Source organism: Streptomyces sp. NPDC043870 (assembly GCF_056435785.1).
This window is the reverse complement of the sequence record NZ_JBWKDT010000147.1, coordinates 1-1,356: the sequence shown is the minus strand read 5'-3', so window position 1 is coordinate 1,356 and position 1,356 is coordinate 1. Positions and strand designations below refer to the sequence as shown.

General features: G+C 62.5%; 2 pseudogenes. Both read left to right on the top strand.

The features are described from left to right. Positions 1-301 precede the first annotated feature (301 nt). Positions 302-499 (top strand): annotated as a pseudogene (locus tag AC0699_RS39765) (IS5/IS1182 family transposase); the annotation flags it as partial. Between the two features lie 506 nt (positions 500-1,005). Next, positions 1,006-1,239: pseudogene (locus AC0699_RS39760) on the top strand (ISL3 family transposase); the annotation flags it as partial. Positions 1,240-1,356: the final 117 nt, after the last annotated feature.

The window sequence follows — 1,356 nt, the reverse complement described above, 5'->3', positions numbered from 1 at the left end:
AACGAGCTTCACTACTCGGAGAGTTGCGCGATGGCCGCCTCATGACCAGGGGCTATGCCGAGATCGCTGCTACACCACTCGGCGGGACACCATCGAGGTCGTACGCTCGTTGCTCAGCCGATGCATCCGTCGTAGCCCTCCTGTGAGGTTCTCCGGGTGGGCGGAGTACCTGTGTTCGGAGACCGCTGAGGCCGCCACCTCACTGCATGCGTTGTGTTGTCGGTGCTGTACCGGGACTTGCTGGTCAAACCGCCCCAGGCGCCGCTGGCGCTGCAGGATCAGGACTAAATGTCCGCACGGCCGCAAACGCCCCGGCCGGCCGTTACTGCCCGGCGGGGAAGAAGGCAACGCCGAGCATCAGGGTCCGGGCCCGAGTCGAGCACGCCTTCGCTCGCATGAAGCACCACAAGGTCCTCCGAGCCTGCCGACAGCGCGGCAGCGCCTCCACCACGCGGTCCAGGCCGTCGCCCACATGCACAACCTCGCCCTCGCCGCGTGATCAGAAACCCCGAAACCGGGCCCTGACCTGCGCAATCACGGCCTTCTGTCATACGCTTTAGGATTCGGCTCGAATGCAGTAAGTCGCGACCAAAGTTCGGCCACCTTCATGATCCTTTGCCTCAAGATGTTCATTGTGTTTCCTTCGGGAAGAGAATTGAACGGTGGGGGTTCGGTTCGCCAAGGTGCACATCGCCTGATGGTGGGCATCCCTCAAGCCAACACCCTTGTCGCCGCTTTCTAGCCACTGTATGACCAGTCGGGTGCGCACATGCGTCCCGATGGGTAATGACGAGCTTTCCCTATGAGTGTCAACCGAAGCGAGATGCGGGCGTGTCCTCCGATCGGCCCCTCCAGTGGATGGCTGCCTTGTCCTCGGATTAGCTGCCTTCTCCTCGGATTAGGAGAGACCGTTTGCTTAGGCCTACACGTTACGACCGAGCCCCGCTGGGGGCTTTAAGAAATTCGGCTCTGTTCCGTAATAGGTGGTGACGGAGTGGGTGTCACATGCGAGACGTCAACTCTCTTGTGAACACCGTGCTTTCGGGATTATCGGCACTGGTTGTCGAGGACGTGGCGGACGAAGGTGAGGTGATCCATCTGTCGGCGCGGACCCGGCATGACGCGGTGCCGTCTCCGATGTGTGGGACGCCAACCGCGAGGGTGCATGGCTTCCACGGGCGCACGGTGACGGATGCATCGGTGGACGGCCGTCGGGTGGTGGTGTTGGTGCAGCGCCGAACTACCCGGCTGGCTGACCAACCCAGCAGGAAACCGTAGACCTCCTGGGTGACACCGTCCGGGTCCTTCGAGCGCAGTACCGCCCCCGAGCCGCGCTGGTGAACCTTGAGCTCGTCC